Origin of the sequence: Streptomyces sp. NBC_01410 (assembly GCF_045040195.1) — a bacterium.
Taxonomy (GTDB): domain Bacteria; phylum Actinomycetota; class Actinomycetes; order Streptomycetales; family Streptomycetaceae; genus Streptomyces.
In genome coordinates, this window is record NZ_CP109530.1 from 507533 (window position 1) to 525876 (window position 18344).

An 18344-nucleotide genomic window follows, 5' to 3' on the forward strand; every position below is an offset into this window, starting at 1 on the left:
TTGCACCGCTTGTTCGAGTGGCGTAGCGTCCAGCTTGCCGAATTGCCGAGCGGAAGTGGAGCGGAACGTGACGGGAAATCTTTCTGACGCCGCCCGTGTGCTCATGGAGCAGCGGCTGGCCGGGCTGGCGGCGCCCGCCCGGGAGGCACCGGACCCACGACCCGAGCGCCCGCCGCTCGCACCGGCCCAGCGCCGGCTGTGGTTCATCCACCAGCTCAGCCGGGGCAGCCTGGCCTACAACGTGCCGACCGCCTACCGGTTACGCGGCCCGCTGGACACCGAGGCGCTGGAGCGCGCGGTCCGGCTCGTAGTACGGCGGCACGAGGTGCTGCGCACCTGCTACCCGACCGACAATGACAACGAGCCGTTCCAGCGGGTGCTGGACGCCGATGCCGCCGACAGGCAAACGCTGGTGGCGCGGCACGACCTCGGCTCGGCGCCCTCCCCGGTCGACGCCGCCCTGCGACTCGCCGGAGAGGAGGCCGACCACCGGTTCCGGCTCGACGACGAGGCCCCACTGCGGGTGTGGCTGGCCCGGCTGGGGCCGGACGACCATGTGCTGGGCATCGTGGTGCACCACATCGCCTTCGACCGGGAGTCCCTGGCGATCCTGGCGGGTGAGGTCTCCGCGGCCTACCGGGGCGAGGCCGGTGCCGAGACACCCGGACTGCCCCCGCTCGAAACCCAGTACGCGGACTTCGCCGCCTGGCAGAGCGGGCTGACGGACACAGCGGGGTACGAGCGGGAGCTCGGCTTCTGGCGGGAGACGCTGCGCGGCCTGGCGCCTGTACTGGAGCTGCCCGCCGATCACGAGCGGCCGAAGGAGCCGACCTACCGGGCGGGCGAGGCGGCAATCCTGATCGATGCGGAGACCGCGGACCGGCTGCGGACGCTGTCCGCCGAGCGCGGTGCCTCCCTCTTCATGACCTGTCTGGCCGCCTTCCAGGGATTGCTGTCGCGCTACACGGGCGTGCCCGACCTCGCGGTTGGCTGCCCGGTCAACGGACGGGCGAAGGTCGTATACGAGGGACTCATCGGGTTCTTCGCCAACTCCCTGCCGATCGGCGTCAGGCTCGGTGACAACCCGGCGTTCGGCACCATGGTGGACCGGGCGCGGGAGGCCCTGCTCTCAGCACACGCACACCAGAGCGTGCCGTTCGACCGGATCGTGCGGGAGCTGTCCCCCCTCCGCGACCTCAGCCGCAATCCACTGGTCCAGGTCTGGTTCGACCTGGACGCGAGCGGCACCGGCACCGCGGCGGACCTCCTCGACCTGACGGGAGTGAGCGCCGAGTACTTCGCCGAGGGCCGGGTGCGGACCCGTTTCGACGCCGAGATGCACCTCAGCGAGCGGGCCGACGGGACGGTCACGGGACGGCTGCTGTACGCGCAGGACCTGTTCGAGGCGGCGACGGCGGACGCGTTCTCCGAGCACTACACGAACTTCCTGGCGGCGGTGGCAGCCGACCCGGGGATGCGGCTGTCGCGCGTGCCGATCTTCTCGGCGCGCCAACTGGCCACCCTGCTGGACGACTGGAGCGCCGGCACCGGTTGACACGCCGGACGGTTCGGAAATCGATCAAGGCAAGAACGGAGGCTGCGGTGGGAACTGCGGGAGCGGTACGGACCGTGGGGCATACGGATACGGCAGGGCCGGGCGAGCAGGACGCATCTGACGAGGCGGCGTACGACGTCATGGGCGTCGGCTTCGGCCCGGCCAACCTCGCCCTCGCCGTCGCGCTGCGCGAAACTCCGTGGGAGGACGCGAAGACGGCCTTCATCGAACGCCAGCCGCGCTTCGGCTGGCACCCGGGGATGCTCATCGAGGACGCCACCATGCAGGTGAGCTTCCTGAAGGACCTGGCAACCCTGCGCAATCCAGTCAGCCCGTACGGCTTCCTGAGCTATCTGCACGAGCGAGGCCGGCTGGTCTCCTTCATCAACCAGAAAGACTTCTTCCCTACCCGGCTCGAGTACCACGACTACCTGGAGTGGGCCGCCGCCAAGTTCACCGACATGGTCACGTACGGCACCGAAGTGGTCGGTGCCACACCCGTCCAGGACGGCGACGAGGTCCGTGCCTTCGACGTGACCGCCCGCGAGGTGGCCACCGGCCGCGCCACCACCCTGCGGACCCGTAACCTCGTGGTTGCGACCGGCCTGGTGCCGCGGATGCCTCCGGGAATCACCGCTTCGGACCGGATCTGGCACAGCTCCGAGTTGCTGCACCGGCTCGCCGGGCTGGACGGTCGGGAGCCCGGGCGCTTCGCGGTGGTGGGCGCCGGGCAGAGCGCGGCCGAAATCGTCGCACATCTGCACTCCGTCTACCCCGGGGCCGAGGTCACGGGGGTGGTTCCGCAGTACGGCTACAGCCCCGCCGACGATTCGCCGTTCGCCAACCAGGTCTTCGATCCGGACGCAGTGGACGACTTCTACGACTCCCCGCCCGGTGTGAAGGACAAGTTTTATGCCTACCACGCCAACACCAACTACGCGGTCGTGGACCTGACTCTGATCAATGACCTGTACCGGCGCATGTACCGCGAGTCGGTGCGCGGCCGACGCCGTCTGACGATGCTCCCGATGAGCCGGGTCATGGAGGCGACCGAGACCCGGGACGGCGTACTGCTGCGCATCACCCGGGAGATGGCCGACCGTACCGAGGAACTCGCCGTGGACGTGGCAGTGTTCGCGACCGGTTACGACCCGATGGACCCGACGGCCGCCCTGGGGCCGGTTGGTGACCTGTGCAAGCGGACCAGCTCCGGCACCCTGCGCGTCGCCCGCGACCACCGCGTGGAGACGGCACCCCGGGTACGGGCCGGCATCTATCTCCAGGGCGGTACGGAGCACACCCACGGGATCTCCGCCTCTCTGCTGTCGAACATCTCCGGGCGGGCCTGGGAGATCACCGAGTCGATCGCCGCCGGACGGCGGCTCGCCGCATCCCACCGCCCCTGAGCGCGGAAGGAATCCCCCTATGTACGTTCCCAACGACTACCGACCCAAGGACCCCGCCTGGGTGCTCGACGTGATCCGCGGCAATCCGCTGGCCACACTGGTGAGCAATGGCCCCGACGGTCCACTGGCCACGCACCTTCCGATCATCCCGGTGGAATCCACCCTCGGCCAGGGCACCGGCGACACCGGTCTGGTGGGGATCCGCTTCCACGGCCATCTGAACCGGAGCAACCCGCACTGGGCCGCCCTTGCCTCGGCACCTCGCGCCCTGCTGGTCTTCCGGGGGCCGGGCGCCTACGTGTCCCCCACCGTCTACGACGCCGGCCCCGCCGCCCCCACCTGGAACTTCGTTGCCGTGCACGTGCGCGGCACGATCACTCCTCTGACCGGTACCGACGAGACCCTCGACGTGATCCGGGCGACCGTCCGGACGTACGAACGCGATCACGGAACCGGCTGGGACATGACCGCGTCCGTCCCGTACTTCGAGCGGATCCTGCCCGGTGTGGGCGCCTTCCGCCTCGACGTCACGAAGGCCGACGCGATGTTCAAGCTCAGCCAGGAGAAGCCTAACGAGATCCGCGACCGCGTGGCCGACGCATTCGGCTGCTCGAACAGTGGACCGGGGCGCGACGTCGCCGCCGCCATGCGGCACTACACCTGACCGCAGGTCCCCAGACCGCACGCCGACAAGGACACTGCCGATGAAGACCGCTCACCCCCTCCTGCCCTTCTGGGACGACCGACTACCGGGCGCCCGGGCCACCATGTTCTGCCTCCCGCACGCGGGCGGGGGTGCCTCGGCCTACCGGGACTGGGTCAGGGCCTCCACCACGCTTGACGTCCAGCCCGTCCAACTGCCAGGGCGCGAGCAGCTGATCGGCATGCCCGGGATCGATCGGATGCCCGAACTCGTCTCCCTGGTCGCAAAGCTGATCGCCGCCATGGCTCCGCAGCCCTTCGTGCTCTTCGGACACAGCATGGGCGGTGCGATCGCAGCCGAGGTGACCGCCTGGCTGGAACACGGCGGGTACCCGGTGCCCGAGTTGCTGGTCGTCTCGGCTCGGCCGCCGGTGAATCAGGCACGGCCCGAGCCCGACGAGTCCGAGGACGAGTGGCTGGTGCGGCGTGTGCTGGACATGGGCGGGACCCCCGCCGGACTGCTGGAGGACCCCGAACTGCGCGAGCTCTTCCTGGGGACGATCCGCACCGACATGCGGCTCCTGCGCGACTATGTGCCGACGTTCGGCCGCCTGTCCGTGCCGTTGCTCGCCCTGGGCGGCACCGAGGACGACGTGACCGAGTCCCGGCTGGCCGCCTGGCAGGACCACTTCACCGCGCCTGTCCGCATCCGTATGTTCCCGGGCGGCCACTTCTACCTGCGACAGCACCGCGACGCTGTCCTGGCGGCCGTGCAGGAGGCCGTCACCGAATCTCTGGCAGGAAGGAAGCCGGTCCATGGATCCTGAACTGGCGACCAGCGCACTCCTCGCGATCTTCCGTGAGGAGATCGGCTCCGAGCAGATCCAGCCGGACGACGACTTCTACGCGGTTGGCGGGGACTCCCTCACCGCCGTACGGGTGGTGGCGCGGGCCACGACGCAGGGCATGCCGCTGCGCCTGATCGACCTGCTGATGAACCCGTCGGTCGAGGAGCTCGTGGAACATGTGCGCTCAGCGGCCACGGACGGCCGGGACCCGGAGGAGACGGGCGAGGCCGGTGCGCACGCAGAAGGCGGCCTGGTGGATCCCGAGGACCAGGCGGCCATGCCCGCCGGGGTGCTGGCCGCGCTGCCCGCGTCGGCGCTCCAGACGGGATTGATCTTCCAGTGCGAGATGGCCGAGGACCCGGGCCTCTACCACGACCTGATCGGACTCCGGGTGGCGGCGCCCTACGACGAGGGCCTCTTCCGTTCGGCACTACAGGAGTTGATGGAACGTCACCCAGCTTTGCGCAGCTCCTTCGACCTGGGCGGCTACTCGGAGTCGATGCAGCTGTTCTGGGGCGATGTCGTCGAGCCGCTGGAGACCGAGCGGGTGGATACGGTCGCGGCGGCCGACGCGGCCGTGTCCGCCTGGCGGGACAAGCAGCTCTCCACCGCCCTGGACTGGGAGCACCCGCCACTGTTTCGCTGCCATGTGGCCGCAGGGCCGGGCGACACGTTCCGGCTGACTGTCGCGATCCATCACGCGATCATGGACGGCTGGAGCTTCGCTACCGTCCTCGTAGACCTGCTCACGCTGTACGACGCCCTGCTGACGGGCACCGGCCACGGGCTGCCGGAGCCGCCCGCGGCCGCGGCCGCCGAGTTCGTCCGGCTGGAGCGGGCCGCCGTCGACTCCTCCGAGGCCGCCGCGTTCTGGCGCGCCCAGTGCGATGTACCGCCGCTGCTGGACCGGGAGCGGTACGGCCGGCCGGTCGACGCATCCAGGCGGCGCGCCGCGGTGCTGCCTCCCGGCCTGTTCGCGGAGCTGCGCTCACGAGCAGCCGAGGCCCGGGTCCCGCTGAAGAGCCTGCTGCTGGCGGTGCACTGCTGGGCTCTGGGCCAGATGGGGGGACGCACTACCGATGTGGTCACCGGGGTGGTGGTCAACGGACGCCCCGAGATACCGGACGCCGACCGGGTCGTCGGACTGTTCCTCAACACCGTTCCGCTGCGCCTGCCGTCAGCCTCCGGAACCTGGGCCGTTCTGGCCCGGACCCTGTGGGAGGCGGAGTCGGCCGCCGCACCACACCACCGTCATCCGCTGGCGCTGATCGAGGAGAACCTGGGGCGGCGCTCGTTCGACGCGGCCTTCAACTTCACCAACTTCCACGTCTACCGCCGACTGTCCGCGCTCGGGGCGCTCTCCGCCGACGGGTGGTGGGACCGAGACAAGGCAAGCCACCCGCTGTCCTGCGACTTCACCCTGGACTATCCCGGCTTCGGCAGCGGGCTGCTCATCTCCTTCGACCCGGACCTGGTTACCCAGGAGCAGGTGGAGGCATACGTTGCTCTGGCCGTCAAAGGCCTGCACGCCGCGGCCCGGGACGTGCACACAGCCGGGTCGGAGCCCAGCGATGGGTGAACCGGCACCGCTCGCGGTGGCGTACGACGTGGGCTCCGTGTCCCCGGCCGAGATCGCGGTGGGCGTGGGGGGACTGGCCCCGGTGGCTTTCCTGCTGCCCGACTCACCGCATGTGCGCAAGCTGCGGCCGGTCCTGTCCCGGCTGGGCCGGGTGGTCCAGCTGACGGGAAGCCCGGCACGTGATGCCGTACTCGTACGGCGGATCGCCCCGGCAGGGGTGCTCACTTTCTCCGAGAACCTGCTGCGCGTCACGGCCGGTCTCGCCCACGCCCTCGGCCTGCCCTGTCACACGCCCGAGGCGGCCGAGATCCTCACGGACAAATATCAGCAGCGGGAGCGGCTGCGCACCGCCGGAGTCGACGCGGTGCGGTGCCACCCGGTACCGGACGCCGCTGCCTGGGAGCGGGCGCTGGAGACCGTCGGGCTGCCCGCGGTGGTGAAACCGGCACGCGGCCAGGGCAGCCGGGGGACCTTCCCCGTCCGCGACCAGGCGGAGACGGAAAGCGTGCGGTCACGGCTCTTCGATGACCACGGTGGCCCGTGGGTGGTGGAGGAACTCCTTCAGGGACGGCCGAGCGGGCCCTTCGGCGACTACGTGTCTGTCGAGACCGCGACCGGCCCGGACGGGACGAAGGTGCTCGCGGTGACCGGCAAGCACCCGCTGACCCCGCCCTTCCGGGAGACCGGACAATTCTGGCCCGCCGCGTTGCCCCACGAGGATCAGGCGACGGTGTCGGACTTGGCGGTACGGGCGGTCACCGCTCTCGGCGTGACCACTGGCATCTGCCACACGGAGGTCAAGCTCACTCCCGGCGGCCCCCGGATCATCGAGGTCAACGGTCGTCTCGGCGGTCACCTCAACGAATTGTCCCGCCGTGCCTGCGGAGTGGATCTCGTCCGGTCGGCCGCGCTTCTGGCCCTCGGCGCTCTCCCGTCACCCGTCCCGCCACCACCCGGCCGGGTGTACTTCCAGTTCAACGGTCTGGCCCCGGTCCGCTCCGGGCGACTGCGCGCTCTGTCCGGCGGCGACGAGATCCGGCGCTTGAAGGGCATTACCGGCTACCGGTCCTACTTCCGCCCTGGCGACAACCTCCCTGGCGGTGTGGGCAGCGTCTTCATGGACCTCCTCACCGGCGACACGCCTGACCATCCAGCCATGGTCGATCTCCTCGACCGCGCCCTGCCCCTTCTCCGCTACGAGTTCACCGACGGCTCCACGACCTGGACCGAGTCTCCGCAGCGGACACGGGGCCGATAACCCGGCTCTGCGGAGTCCACCCAACGTGTGCACCCGCTCGTCGAAGAGGACGAACCGCACCTCTTGGACGGACCGGTGGGGGGGGAGGCCAGTGGCGGCTGTTCGCGGCCGAGCACCTCATCGGCAGCCACCGGCTCGAGGGCCTGGTGCAGGAGGCCGTGGAGCTCGGGGCTGATGCTGGAGAGGTAGGACGGCAGGCTGTCGCCAAAGGATCTGAGGTCGGCGGCGGGGAGCTGCGCGGCGGGGCCTGTTGCGAACCGCTGTGCGGGTCAGGCCGTAGCCTCGGCGGGCTTGAGTGCTGCGGTGTCCTCGGCGCTCTTGGCAGTCGTGTAGAACACGGTGGCGCCCTGCTTGGCCCGGACGACCTTACTGCGGGCGACGAGCCTTTCGGTGGTGGTGCGCACGAGGTTGTCGTTGATGTTGCGCTCAGGCTGCGCCTCGGCGAGAGCCTTTGCGATCTCGGCAGCGGTGCGCGGCTCGGTCTGACCGCTCAGGTGCTGATGCACGAGGTCCGTGAGGGTGGGTCCCTTCTGTGCCGGGCCCGTGGCGGGGGTCTTGTTGGCGGCCGTCTTACTCACTGATGCCTTCCTGGCGGAGGGTGTGCGCGTGGTGTTCGCCGTGGCCGAGCCCGGCTTCTTGACGGTCCGACGAGCTGCAGGGACCGTCTTGGGCTCGGCCGTCTCACCGCCCAAGGCGGAGCGCATGCCGACCAGGAGTTCGTGGTCCTGCTCAAGCAAGGCCAGTTGGGCTTGCAGAGCCTCGATCTCTGCCTGGATGCGTTGTTGTTCGTCCGCGTTCTGATTCAGGTCGGCGGCAACCCTGGCCGCGTACTGGGTCTTCAGGGTGGTGGTGTCCGATTCGGGCACGATGGCTCCTCAAAGCGGGGGTGATGATTCCGGACTCTACTCACCGCTCGGCAACACGTGAACTTGTGGACTCAAAACCCTCTCGACCGAGACAACTTCGGCATGCGCATACGGGCCGGCCGATGTGCAGACGGTGGCTCGCCGAGCGTCGGGAGCCCCGACACGAGAGATCATTGACTGGCAGGAGTTGCGAGCCTGCTGACGACTGGTGCTGCGCTGGCCAGTGCCGGGAGCATGAGGTATCCCCATGACAGTAGTCGAAGGCTGACTAGCGGGCCCCAGTGAAGCGACGGCATGACGCGTAGAAAGCAACGAGCCGAACAACCCACCCACACCTCGCCACGACAGACTTGCCGTCAAGCGCAGCCGCTACCCAGCGCCAGCCGAAGCTGAGGGGTACGTGATGGCATTGTCCGGTGACAGCAGCCCGGATCGACCCAGCGGGGGTAGCGCGTGCCAGGTACCGAGACACCGACCGGATCGCCCAACAAGGCGCGGTCCCCCGCGTCCCAGAAACCGAATCGCCGCCGGACGGTCGCCATCGGCATCCTCGTTGGCCTGGGTGCTGTACTGCTCATCGTCGCTGCCCCTGTGGCGCTGCTCATGTTGCTGGTCCTCGGCCCTACGTGAACCCACCACCCATACCGGACGGCACGCCGCTCGTGCTCGCGAAAGGGCCAAGTAGTGGGCACTTGGCAGGACGCGCAGGGTGACAGCCTCGTGCTCTCCGAGGACGGAACGTTCCGTTCGTCCTCCGTCTGCGGCAACTACCGGGACTCCGTCACCGGAACCGGCAGCCTATTCGGTGCAGCCTCGGTCAAGACGGGCACCGGCATCTGGGAGAAGTCAGAGTCGGAATCCTCAGGCAAGAACCTGACGGAGGTCCGCCGCGAATACGGCAAGGGCGAAGTGTCGGCCCAGTACGAGGTGAGGGGCACAGCCGCAGCCCCCGTCCTCTGGATTCGTTGGCGTGCGCCGCGGGCCGCACTCCGCACGGAGCGGCAGGGCCGATGGCCCATTGCGCATGCAGCGGGATGGGAGCCGGCACTCTCCCATACGCAGGACGCCCGGGCGGTGACGGTCGCCGATCCGTCTAGGCCGGGCGAAAAGGTGGGCCGCGCTCTCCATCGCAATGTCAGGCGCCCTCAACGCCCGGCCGACTCATCAGCAGCTGCGGCCCTGCTTCCGGCTGGCTCCCGCATGTCCACGTTCCACACCAGCGGCAACGCCTCAAAGTGGTGGTTCGGATCGCGGCCCGGAACGGGCTGAACCTGCCCGCATCGCACACCGTTTGCCGCCCACTACGTCGTGGCTGTCAGCTATGTCCGGAGTCTTTACAAGCGTGCGGCCCAGTGCCATGGTCAGGTCCCGCGTGGCGTGGCTGCGGAAGGCGACGCCCTGTCCGTGGGGGGACGACGACATGATCCGTGGCTTCGCGCTGTGGTGTCTGAGCCGGTGGTCCCGGTTCAGATCCCGGGGTCTGATTCTGCTGCCCCTGGCCGCTGTCCTCGCGGCTCTCGTCCCCCTCCTCGTCTTCGGCGGCCGTGCGAGCGCCGGGCCGGGGCAGGCGCTGCCGGCGGCTGATCCGACGGTCCCGCCGCCGGCGCCGCATCACCACGCTGCTCCCGCCGTTGCGATGGAGCCCGCCGCGCCCACCCTGTCCCGCGACGGCTGGACGGCGACCGCAAGCGACCATGAGACGGCGAAGGGCGACCACAGCCCCGCCCGCGCCCTGGACGGCGACCCCAACACCCTGTGGCACAGCCAGTGGACGCCCACGGCCACGCCGTTGCCGCACACCATCACCATCGACCTGCACAGGACGGTGGTCGTCTCCGCGCTCGTCTACCAGCCCCGAGCCACCGGCATCAACGGCCGGATCGGCGAGTACGCGATCCACCTCAGCGCGGAGGGAACCGCGTGGGGGGAGGCGGTGGCCACCGGCACCCTGGCCGACGACAACACCGTCAAAACCCTGAGCTTCGCACCCAAAGGCGCCCGCTACATCCGGCTGACCGCGACCACCGAGGCCGGCAACCGCGGCCCATGGACCAGCGCCGCCGAGATCAACCTGCTCGGCGATCCGGGCACCACCGCAGCCGTGGTCGACCTGCCCCGCGACGGCTGGACCGCGACCGCAAGCGACCATGAGACGGCGAAGGGCGACCACAGCCCCGCCCGCGCCCTGGACGGCGACCCCAACACCCTGTGGCACAGCAAGTGGACGCCCACGGCCACGCCGTTGCCGCACAGCATCACCATCGACATGAAAGCTGCCCGCCGCGTCTCCGCCCTGTCCTACGAACCGCGCCGCACCGGCGTCAACGGCCGGATCGGCGCCTACACCGTCACCACCAGCACCAATGGCACCTCCTTCAGCACCCCGGTGGCGAGCGGAACCTGGAAGGACGACGACACCCCGAAAGGGGCCACGTTCACGCGCACCGTCACCGCCCGCTACGTCCGGCTGACCGCGACCACCGAGGCGGGGAGCCGCGGTCCGTGGTCCTCGGCGGCCGAGATCCGCCTCAGCGCTCCCGCCGACCCGGCCGCCCACGGCCTGTGGGGCAAGGTGACGGGCTTCCCGCTGGTCCCTGTCGCCACCGCGGTCCTGCCGGGCAACAAGATGCTCGCGTGGTCCGCGTACGGCGCCGACCGCTTCGGCGGCAGCAACGGCTATACGCAAACCGCGATCATGGACCTGGCCACCGGCCGCATCACGCAGCGCCGGGTGGACAACACCGGGCACGACATGTTCTGCCCCGGCACAGCAATCCTCAAGGATGGCCGGGTCCTGGTCACCGGCGGCTCCAACGCACAGCGCGCCAGCGTGTACGACCCGGCGACCGGCGAGTGGACCTCGGCCGCGGACATGAACATCGCACGCGGCTATCAGGCGATGACGCTGCTGTCCACCGGTGACGCCTTCGTCCTCGGCGGATCCTGGAGCGGCGGCAACGGCGGCAAGGGCGGTGAAGTCTGGTCCCCCGCCAGCGGCACGTGGCGCAAGCTCGACGGCGTCCCCGTCACCACGACCATGACGGCCGACCCGCGCGGCCCCTACCGCGCCGACAACCACCAGTGGCTGCACGCCACCTCGAACGGGCGCGTGCTGCAGCTCGGTCCCAGCAAGCAGATCAACTGGATCTCCACCAGCGGCAACGGCAGCATCACCGCGGCCGGCACCCGCGCCGACAGCCCGGACGCGATGAACGGCAACGCCGTCGCGTACGACATCGGCAAGCTGCTCACCCTGGGCGGCGCCACCGCGTACGAGAACGTCAAAGCAACCCGGCGCGCCTACACAGTCGACCTCAACGGGGGCGGTAAGCCGGTCAGCGCCCGCACCGGCGACCTGGCTCACGCCCGTGCGTTCGCCAACAGCGTCGTGATGCCGGACGGCAAGGTCGCCGTCTTCGGCGGCCAGTCCTACCCGGTCCCCTTCAGCGACGCGACCTCGGCCATGACCCCGGAGATCTGGGACCCGGCGACCGGCAGGTTCACCCGCATGGCAGCAATGGCCGTGCCGCGCAACTACCACAGCGTCGCCAACCTGCTGCCCGACGGCCGCATATTCAGCGGTGGCGGCGGCCTGTGCGGAGCCTGCGCCACCAACCACCCCGACGGGGCGATCTTCACCCCGCCCTACCTCCTCAACAGTGACGGCACCGAGAGGACCCGGCCCCAGATAACCGGCGGCGTCCCGGCTCACGCAGCCAACGGGACGAAACTCACGATCACCACGGACACCGCCGTCACCTCCTTCACCCTGGTCCGCTCCGGCGCCGCGACCCACTCCACCGACAATGACCAGCGCCGCGTCCCGCTCACCACCCGCCAGACAAACACCGGGACGTACGAAGTCACCGTGCCGGCCGATCCGGGCATCGCCCTGCCAGGCACCTACTTCCTCTTCGCACTCAACGCCCAAGGCGTACCCAGCAAAGCCACGATCCTCAACCTGGGCTGACACACCAGACCGACCACCCGTCTTTGGGCAGACCCCGATAGTCCACCCGTGCACTGCTCCGCCCACTCCGACCTGACCGGAAGTGACAACACCCCGCAATGGCCAGCGGGACCAGCCCAACATCCAGGCAGTTTCATCTGGACCAGGTGCCGACAGGGCGCCTCACTTGATAGGCAAGTCACCACTTGCCTATGGTGTTGGTCATGGCGGAAGATGTCTTCAAGGCACTGGCCGACCCCACCCGTCGGCGCATCCTTGATGAGCTGGTGGAACGGGACGGCCAGACCCTGTTCGAGATTTGCACACGGCTGGTGACCAAACACGGTCTGGGGCTGTCCCGCCAGGCGATCAGCCAGCATCTGGCCGTACTGGAATCCGCGGGTCTGGTCCTTTCCCGGCGCCAGGGCCGCTACAAGTTCCACGATCTGAACACCGAACCCCTTGAGCGCATCGTGACCCGGTGGCTCAGGCCCGAAGCACCGGAGAGCACCCCATGAAGATCCACCTGTCCAGCGTCTTCGTCGATGACCAGGACAAAGCCCTGCGCTTCTATACCGACGTGCTGGGCTTCGTGAAGAAGCACGACGTCCCGCTGGGCGAGGACCGATGGCTGACCGTGGTCTCGCCGGAAGATCCCGACGGGACGGAACTGCTGCTTGAGCCCTCCGGCCATCCCGCGGTGCAGCCGTACAAGACGGCACTGGTCCAGGACGGCATCCCGGCCACCTCCTTCGCCGTGGACGACGTACAGGCGGAGTTCAACCGGCTGCGCGAGCTCGGGGTGCACTTCACCCAGGAGCCGCTGGAGATGGGCCCGGTCACCACTGCGGTTCTGGACGACACCTGCGGCAACCTGATCCAGATCGTGCACAGCAGGTAGGGACCCGGCGCAGGCGCCAGCCGCGATCTACCGTCCGAGGTCAGGTTCGGAGCCATATCAACAGGGCAGCGGCGGCGCCCAGGTGGATGACTGCCCGGGATGTCGTGTGGCTCTAGCAGTTTCGCGCCGGGCGCTCTGCCTGCACGTTCAACAGACAGCCGAGCACCAGTACCCACGCGCCGGACATGCTGACTGTGGAGCGAACGTAAGGGTCCTGGATCAGCAAGCCACCGACCAGGTGGACGACAAGCGCGGCAGCATTCGTCAGCTGCGCCCAGCCGAACAGGCGCGGGCGGACGGTGCGCCGACGCCGCCAGGACGGCAGCCAGCCCCAACCGAGTGCAGCCACCCCACAGAGAGCGATCAGCAGCGCAGTCAGGCCGACCAACAGGTCGCTGTAGACACCCACGGCTCGTCCCCCTCAGGGCGTGATCATGGCATGCCACCCTGCAAGCCGACCAGGCACTCTCGTCTGGGATCACGAGGAATTCCATGTTCACGACCTCGGTGCGGAGCGCGGCCGTTGTCACCGTGGACCTGGCCGCGCTCAGCGTCCACCACATGGACCCCGGACTTATCGCGATGCCGCCATGACATCACCCCAGACCGAAAACCTCAGTAGCCGACGGGGCCGGCCTGGGCCCGGGCCCGGTCGCGGAAATACGCAGCCGCCCCCACCAGCAGCGCCGCCCCCAGCCCGTACAGGGGCAGCCACAGAGTCGTCGTCGCCGCCAGGCACTCGGCAACGGCCTTGCGGGCCTGGACCTCCTGCGCGAACGCCAGGGCAGCACCGTCACTGCCGGCCAGGTTCCCCAGCGCGGACCTCACCTGGAGTGCCTCGTACCTGCCCATCAGCCCGCACTCGCTGCGCGTGCCCGGCATGGGGAACAACCAGGCCCGGCGCTGTAGCAGGGGCGCAAGTGCGATCGCAACGCACAGGCCCACGACCAGCGCGTACGCGACCAGGCCGCGCACGTACGCCGAGCGGATGTCCGGCGTCCACTGCGCCCGTCGCTGGAAGGCGACCATCACCGCAAGGAGCGTCACGCCGATGAACGTGGCGAACCACTGCCACGAGCCTTGGGCGAAGGCGAACGTCAGCACCGCGGCGAGGCCGATGCCGATGACCCCGGGAGCGGGAACGTCATCGCCCGCTACAACAGATGCCGGCCTCGGGATCACTCGGGGACTGGAATCACTCACGGGACTCTCCTGCACGGGGAGCCATCAGCATCCGCCGCGGCTCGCCGCGGCCCTGGGCACCATGCCGTACGTGCCCGGCGCCTCGCCCGGATGGCCCGCACCTGGCCGGGCCGCGCGGGCCACTGGCCGGGGCCCGCCCGGGCCGTCAGCATTCTGGACCGGCCCCGGGCCAAGAGACAGAGAGACGTTGGTTGCTGATCCGTGAACCGAGGCTCGTCGCTCAGCTCAAGATCCGGACAGTGCGGCAAGAGCAACGTGCAGGCCAGCAGCGGGGGCCGCTCTGCGTCGGCCTTCGATACGGAGGGCTCATCACCAAGTCCGTGACAGGGATCGGTGTGGACGACGACCGCTGCGGCCAGGGTCACCTGCGCCCGAGGTAGACCCCCAACGCCCGCTGCAGCACCTTGCCCTGGCTGCCCACCGGCAGTTCCCACTCCCCCAGGTACTCCACTGCCCGGCCGCCGGTACCCGTCTTGAAGAGCAGCCGGCCGAGCAGGCGGTCCTCGGTGAGGGCGGGGGTGATGGAGCGCAGGTCGTACGTCTCGGCGCCCGCCGCCCGCGCGTCACACAGCATGCGCCACAACAGCGCACTGCTGGGCCGCAGTTGGCGTCCTCGGCGGCCGGATGCGGCGTACGAGTGCCAGACTCGGGAGCCGACGTTAATCATGAGGGCCGCGGAGAGCACCTCACCGTCGTACTGGGCGAGGTAGAGACGGAGCCGGTCCTCGTCCTCGGCGTTCAGGGCCTTCCACATACGCCGGAAGTAGTCCAACGGGCGGGCCTTGAAGCCGTCGCGGGCAGCCGTCGCGGTGTACAGGCGGTAGAACTCGGGCAGGTCGGCGGCCGAGCCCCACGAGACACGGACGCCTGCCGTCTCGGCCGTACGCAAGGACTGCTCCCAATGCGGTGCGAGGGCGCCGCGGAGGTCGTCCACCGAGCGCCCCGCCAACGGGATACAGCAGCCGTAGCGCGGCTGACCGAGGCCGAAACCGCTGCCGTCGTCCTCCTTGCACGGCTGCCACCCGAGCCGCCGCAGCCGCTCTGCGGCGTCGAGCGCGAATCCGTCGATGCCGGCCGCAGGCAGATCGCGCAGATGACGTACGTCGGGGGCGGCGATGCCCTCCGCCACGGTGGCCGCGTCCCAGTGACGTACGACCAGGGGCGGCCCGATCCGCACCGAGAACGCCCCGATCCGCTCCAGATGGGCGACGAGCGGGTCCAGCCACCGCTCCAGACGAGGGGTCCGCCAGTCGATCGCCGGCCCGTCGGGAAGATACGCGAGGAAGCGCCGCGTCCCGGGCAGCGGCCGGTACAGGACGAGCGCCGCCGCAACCATCGCCTCGCCCTCGAACCAACCGATGCTCTCCGGCAGCCAGTCGGGCTTCACGTCGCCCCACTCGGGGATCTGGAGATGGCTCGTGTCGGGAGACAGCCGCAGGTGGGCCAGATGTTCCTCGCGCGGGATCTCCCGCACGTACAGGCTGGTCATGGGTTGGGTGCTCCTGCTCGGGGCGGCCACCCTAAGCCCGGGATCACCGGACGGGTCAAGAGTTCGCGGCAGTGAACTGCGCCCACACCTGCTTGCCGCCGTTCCTGGACGTGACGTCCCACAGGTCCGCCACAAACGCGATCAGGAAGATGCCCCGCTCGCCTCCGTATCCCAGTCGGGCTCGGTGTACCAGACCGGGACTGCAGGCGAACGGTCGCCGACGTACAACCGAACACCGCGTTTCCGGCAGCCTATGCAGTCCCAGCTCGCCCTCGGGCGTCTCCACATGGCAATGGACGTTCGCCGGTATCTCCGTCACGTACACCGCCGCGTCGACGAGATCGGCATCCCCCGTCGCGCAGCTGCGAGCCTACGAACGATGGCTTCGCCACCGTCGGCGAGCATCACCATCTCCCGCAGCACAAAGCCGACGATCTCCGGGTCGAAGACCAGAGCCTCGGGCCAACGAGGACCCAACTCGTCCACCAGCGTGCTCTTCCCGCTGCCGAACGCACCGTTCACCCAGACGATCAATGCGATCCTCCCCGCCCCGTTGCCATGCCCGCCTGACGGCCGTGGCACCTCGGATGAGCATGCCGCGCGGCCTGGGCGGGGCCAAAGCCGGCTCCCAAGCCTGCCCACATTCAGCCTGAACAGCCGAAACGGCCCGCCGAACACCCGACGGACCGTCATGAAACACCGAGGTTAACGCGCGCTTACGTAGTCGAACTCAGTGGTTTCACCGATGCCCTCGGCCGTTGCTCTGCGAAAGGGTGAGGTCGTTCTGGGAGGCGGATAATTCCGAGGCTCTCGTCGTGTGACGGCCGAGCCGAAGGCTTCGCGTTTCCCACAGAAGTCAATCTCACAAGGTGAGACTTCCTCAACTAGCTTCGTGGAGACGGATCATGCGCTTACCTGCCCTGTCTGTCACCGTCGCGGTCGTGGCCGCGACGGTAGCGGGAGGAGCGGCTCCGGCCGCTGCCGACACCATGGCCAGCACGGTCAACCTGGAGGCCGGTGCCGGCCTCCACCACAGTTCCGCGGCTGTGATCTATGAGCACGTCGACGGCGCGGTGAACTCGGTCAAGATCATCTCGGTGGAGGCCTTCTCCGGCGAGCGCGACTGCGTCTGGGTGGAGTGGAACGACCCGAAGGACGTGGGGGACGGTTGGACCGCCCTCAACTCCGAGCCTCCCTGTTACGGCGGCAACCTGCTGGAGACGCCCAACCGGATCATCAAGGCGCCGAAGGGCCATCAGCTCAAGGTGCGCCTGGCTGCGTATCACGGCTCCGAACTGGTCCACAAGGACATCGCAAAGCTCTAGGCCGCTTTCGGATCACCTCGCTGACCGGATGAAGATGGCTGCGATGTGGATTCCGGCGAGGCAGATGGTGGCGGTCTTGCCGTAGCGGGTGGCCAGGCCGCCCCACTGTTTGAGCTTGTTGATGCAGCGTTCGACGGTGTTGCGTCGCGTGTATGCCTCGCGCTCGAAGGCTGGCGGACGCCGTAGCTGCCCAGATGTTTGCGGTTGGCGGCTTGGTCGGCGACCCGGTTCGGATCCGTACCGAGTTCGGCGTCGCCGCCTGAGCGTCATCCGGCGGGCGGCTGGGCTGCGTGGGCAGGATGCGGACGACGGGGCCGGGAGCCGTCAGCCGTTGGCACCGGCAGGGTAAAGCAGATGCGACTAGCGTCCGACCCTGCCAGGCTGCGCGCCATGGACCGCGAAATGATCTCTCGGCTGTCACGCACTGAACACCCCATCAACAGCCCTCTTGACGATGCGTCAGTTCGCCGACTGCTCCATCGGACCGTGGTCCGGGGCGATGAACGCGTCCTCGACCTCGGCTGCGGTGAGGCGGCATGGCTCCTGCGGACCCTGGCCGCTCATCCGGATGTGACCGCCGAGGGCGTCGACAACTCAGCTCAGGCCCTGGCCAAGGCCCGGAAGGAAGCGGTCGATCTGGGAGTCGACAACGACTCGTACTTCACCACCAGGACGCCACAGAGTTCGCGTCTCCCCACACCTTCGACGCAGTGCTCAGCGTCGGTGCCACCCATCCCTTCGGCGGTCTCCTGCCCACCCTCGACGCTGCCCACAGATACCTCGTCCCCGGCGGCCGCGTCCTGGTCGGCGATGCCTATTGGGAGTGCGAGCCCACCACCGAAGCCCGCGAGATGCTGGGCGAGTACGAGGACCTGGCGACCACCATGGACCGCGTCGTCGCCCACGGCTGGACCCCTGTCTTCGGACACATCAGCACACGCCAGGAACTCGACGACTTCGAGTGGTGCTGGACCGGATCCCTGGCGACGTGGGCGCTGGACCACCCCGAGGACCCCGACAGCGCCGAGGTTCTCGCCGTTGCCTCCACCCACCGCTCTCAATGGCTGCACAGCTATCGCGAGAGCTTCGGCTTCATCACCCTTGTACTTCGCCGAACCTCCGAGTGACCACTACGGGTGGCAGGCCAGGGGCCCGGTGCCCCGATCCTGCAGGGCATTGCCCCGGATGGAAGTGAGGAAGCCGTGGGCTGATGTTCGACCCGTGATGGTGGCGGGCGTCCGCGACCCCAAACTGCCTTCCTCGGGGCCGTGATGTCTAGCCGTCCTTCGTCGCGCGTCCAGATGCCGGAGCTCACCCGGGTGA

Annotated in this window: 14 protein-coding genes and 2 pseudogenes; 11 read left to right on the plus strand and 5 right to left on the minus strand. The window is 69.1% G+C overall.

Annotation, left to right across the window (positions count from 1 at the left end):
• Positions 1-67: 67 nt before the first annotated feature.
• From OG741_RS02360 to OG741_RS02385, 6 genes are read left to right on the plus strand one after another with little or no spacing between them, the layout of a single operon-like run.
• Positions 68-1555 (plus strand): condensation domain-containing protein, encoded by a 1488-nt coding sequence (locus OG741_RS02360; protein WP_405594578.1) that lies wholly within the window; start codon positions 68-70, stop codon positions 1553-1555.
• 47 nt (positions 1556-1602) lie between these two features.
• The gene (locus tag OG741_RS02365) at positions 1603-2961 is read left to right on the plus strand and encodes a lysine N(6)-hydroxylase/L-ornithine N(5)-oxygenase family protein (protein ID WP_405594580.1); all 1359 of its coding nucleotides are present in this window, start codon (positions 1603-1605) and stop codon (positions 2959-2961) included.
• 19 nt (positions 2962-2980) lie between these two features.
• Positions 2981-3625, plus strand: a complete 645-nt coding sequence (locus OG741_RS02370; protein WP_405594582.1) for an FMN-binding negative transcriptional regulator — start codon at positions 2981-2983, stop codon at positions 3623-3625.
• Between the two features lie 40 nt (positions 3626-3665).
• A complete protein-coding gene (locus OG741_RS02375) occupies positions 3666-4430 on the plus strand; it encodes a thioesterase II family protein (RefSeq protein WP_405594584.1) in 765 nt (254 codons plus the stop codon).
• Positions 4420-6030, plus strand: coding sequence for a condensation domain-containing protein (locus OG741_RS02380; protein ID WP_405594586.1), 1611 nt, complete (start codon positions 4420-4422; stop codon positions 6028-6030). The genes OG741_RS02375 and OG741_RS02380 overlap by 11 nt, the downstream gene beginning before the upstream one ends.
• Positions 6023-7288, plus strand: coding sequence for an ATP-grasp domain-containing protein (locus OG741_RS02385; RefSeq protein ID WP_405594588.1), 1266 nt, complete (start codon positions 6023-6025; stop codon positions 7286-7288). Before OG741_RS02380 ends, OG741_RS02385 begins: the two co-directional genes overlap by 8 nt.
• A 269-nt stretch (positions 7289-7557) precedes the next feature.
• Here the strand turns inward: OG741_RS02385 and OG741_RS02390 are convergent, their stop codons facing one another.
• Positions 7558-8154, minus strand: coding sequence for a hypothetical protein (locus OG741_RS02390; RefSeq protein ID WP_405594590.1), 597 nt, complete (start codon positions 8152-8154; stop codon positions 7558-7560).
• A 1420-nt stretch (positions 8155-9574) separates the two neighbouring features.
• On the opposite strand from OG741_RS02390, the gene OG741_RS02395 reads away from it, so the two are divergent.
• The 3 genes from OG741_RS02395 to OG741_RS02405 all read left to right on the plus strand — a co-directional run bounded on the left by OG741_RS02395 (position 9575) and on the right by OG741_RS02405 (position 13004).
• The gene (locus OG741_RS02395; RefSeq protein WP_405594593.1) at positions 9575-12124 is read left to right on the plus strand and encodes a discoidin domain-containing protein; all 2550 of its coding nucleotides are present in this window, start codon (positions 9575-9577) and stop codon (positions 12122-12124) included.
• 203 nt (positions 12125-12327) lie between these two features.
• The gene (locus tag OG741_RS02400; RefSeq protein ID WP_266485955.1) at positions 12328-12621 is read left to right on the plus strand and encodes a helix-turn-helix transcriptional regulator; all 294 of its coding nucleotides are present in this window, start codon (positions 12328-12330) and stop codon (positions 12619-12621) included.
• Positions 12618-13004, plus strand: a complete 387-nt coding sequence (locus tag OG741_RS02405) for a VOC family protein (protein ID WP_405594596.1) — start codon at positions 12618-12620, stop codon at positions 13002-13004. The genes OG741_RS02400 and OG741_RS02405 overlap by 4 nt, the downstream gene beginning before the upstream one ends.
• A 112-nt stretch (positions 13005-13116) precedes the next feature.
• Here OG741_RS02405 and OG741_RS02410 read toward each other — a convergent pair whose 3' ends face one another.
• The 4 genes and pseudogenes from OG741_RS02410 to OG741_RS02425 all read right to left on the minus strand — a co-directional run.
• Complete coding sequence (locus OG741_RS02410) at positions 13117-13413, minus strand: hypothetical protein (protein WP_405594599.1); 297 nt, start codon at positions 13411-13413, stop codon at positions 13117-13119.
• Positions 13414-13619: 206 nt separating this feature from the next.
• Positions 13620-14207 carry a hypothetical protein gene (locus OG741_RS02415; RefSeq protein WP_405594602.1) on the minus strand — a complete coding sequence of 196 codons (588 nt, stop codon included), beginning with the start codon at positions 14205-14207 and terminating at the stop codon, positions 13620-13622.
• Between the two features lie 361 nt (positions 14208-14568).
• A complete protein-coding gene (locus OG741_RS02420) occupies positions 14569-15696 on the minus strand; it encodes a lipid II:glycine glycyltransferase FemX (RefSeq protein WP_405594604.1) in 1128 nt (375 codons plus the stop codon).
• A 390-nt stretch (positions 15697-16086) separates the two neighbouring features.
• Positions 16087-16230 (minus strand): annotated as a pseudogene (locus OG741_RS02425) (TmrB-like protein); the annotation flags it as partial.
• A gap of 407 nt (positions 16231-16637) precedes the next feature.
• Between OG741_RS02425 and OG741_RS02430 the strand changes: the two are divergent.
• On the plus strand, positions 16638-17021 hold the full coding sequence (locus OG741_RS02430; protein ID WP_405594606.1) for a hypothetical protein: 384 nt from the start codon (positions 16638-16640) through the stop codon (positions 17019-17021).
• A gap of 390 nt (positions 17022-17411) precedes the next feature.
• Positions 17412-18148 (plus strand): annotated as a pseudogene (locus OG741_RS02435) (SAM-dependent methyltransferase).
• Positions 18149-18344 lie beyond the last annotated feature (196 nt).

Coding starts and splice junctions, on each gene's coding strand:
- OG741_RS02370 (WP_405594582.1), top strand. CDS start 2,981: ATGTACGTTCCCAACGACTACCGACCCAAGGACCCCGCCTGGGTGCTC.
- OG741_RS02375 (WP_405594584.1), top strand. CDS start 3,666: ATGAAGACCGCTCACCCCCTCCTGCCCTTCTGGGACGACCGACTACCG.
- OG741_RS02380 (WP_405594586.1), top strand. CDS start 4,420: ATGGATCCTGAACTGGCGACCAGCGCACTCCTCGCGATCTTCCGTGAG.
- OG741_RS02385 (WP_405594588.1), top strand. CDS start 6,023: ATGGGTGAACCGGCACCGCTCGCGGTGGCGTACGACGTGGGCTCCGTG.
- OG741_RS02395 (WP_405594593.1), top strand. CDS start 9,575: ATGATCCGTGGCTTCGCGCTGTGGTGTCTGAGCCGGTGGTCCCGGTTC.
- OG741_RS02400 (WP_266485955.1), top strand. CDS start 12,328: ATGGCGGAAGATGTCTTCAAGGCACTGGCCGACCCCACCCGTCGGCGC.
- OG741_RS02405 (WP_405594596.1), top strand. CDS start 12,618: ATGAAGATCCACCTGTCCAGCGTCTTCGTCGATGACCAGGACAAAGCC.
- OG741_RS02420 (WP_405594604.1), bottom strand. CDS start 15,696: ATGACCAGCCTGTACGTGCGGGAGATCCCGCGCGAGGAACATCTGGCC.